Source organism: Spirosoma luteum DSM 19990, from assembly GCF_000374065.1.
GTDB lineage: Bacteria > Bacteroidota > Bacteroidia > Cytophagales > Spirosomataceae > Spirosoma > Spirosoma luteum.
Window position 1 is genome coordinate 1 of sequence record NZ_KB893307.1, and the last position, 1,164, is coordinate 1,164.

Annotated in this window: 1 protein-coding gene; it reads left to right on the forward strand. The window is 43.4% G+C overall.

What is annotated here, in order from left to right; genetic code table 11:
• Positions 1-528 precede the first annotated feature (528 nt).
• Complete coding sequence (locus B156_RS0125850; RefSeq protein WP_018622703.1) at positions 529-1,149, forward strand: BfmA/BtgA family mobilization protein; 621 nt, start codon at positions 529-531, stop codon at positions 1,147-1,149.
• Positions 1,150-1,164: the final 15 nt, after the last annotated feature.

Genomic DNA, 1,164 nt, shown 5'->3' on the forward strand with positions numbered 1-1,164 from the left:
GGTATTTCACCGACCAAACCTGTGTTTATTACCGACCAAACCTGTGTTTATTAAAGTTATCCACAGTTTAAACCACTGTAAATCTGATAGTTATAAGTCCTATTTTGCCCCTTCAAGAGATTAACAAGAGATATTTGAAATACACAAACACTTGTCCCGCGTACGGGCATGTACGTACGCGCGCGAGGGAAAGCCGCCAGGAAGTGGATTGACAGGTACGGTTTTTTTAGGGTTAAAAAGGTTAACTAAAAAAATAGGTGGAAAGGGGAGAAAAGACGGAGGGGAAAAAAATAACAAAAAACAAAGCGCGAAGCGACGAAAAAACAAAGCGCGAAGCGGTCTTGCAAAGAGCAAGCGGAAATTACGCTGCGCGATAATTCTCACTTGCTCTACGAGGTCACTATGTTCATAATCAGTTAGTTAGTAAAAAATTTTACTATTAGTTAGTAAGCAAGAAGTATATTTTAGCTTTAAAAATGCTTATTTTAGCAAATCAAGGCATGTTTTGATATACTAAGCTGCTTATTTATGGAAGCAAAAGCGAATAAGTCTGTCCGGTTCGGTACAGATACAGACCTGAAATTCAGCAAGTTAGCTGAAAAATTAGGGCGAAGTAAGCAGGAGCTATTCGGCCAAATGGTGGACTACTTCTACAAATCCAAGAGAGATCCGGCCGATCTGAACGACGAATTACTCAAGAAAGAGCTGGGGCAGGGCATCAACCGCATTATTGCGTTCATCAAAACGCAGGAGAAAGAGGCCCTGTCGCCCATGCTGGCCGATCTGGCTCAACTGCAACGGGCGCTGAGTCAACTGAGCCAGCAACAAAGCCGCTTTTTTCAAATGAATGACGAGGGGAAAGTGGAGGGTTTTTTCGCCGTTACCCAACGGCGACAGATGAAAGAGTACAAAGACGATCAGGAAAAACAAGCAGAAATAGCCCAGACGCTTACAGATTTGCTCTCAGAGACACGATCTCACCAAAATCAGGTACGAGTACAGTTTGAAGAGAAAGAGGGCTTAAAAGCGAAGTTTATCCGTATTCTGGATCACTATGCTTTGCAGCGGGAAGCCCTGAATGCCATCACTCAGGGACGGCTCATCAAGGAACTTAAGGACAACGTCCATAGCCAGGTCAACAATCTGTAGTTTTTTATCCGGCTT

What these genes read in the sequence shown, in the direction of transcription:
- B156_RS0125850 (WP_018622703.1), top strand. Translation starts at nt 529, where the DNA reads ATGGAAGCAAAAGCGAATAAGTCTGTCCGGTTCGGTACAGATACAGAC.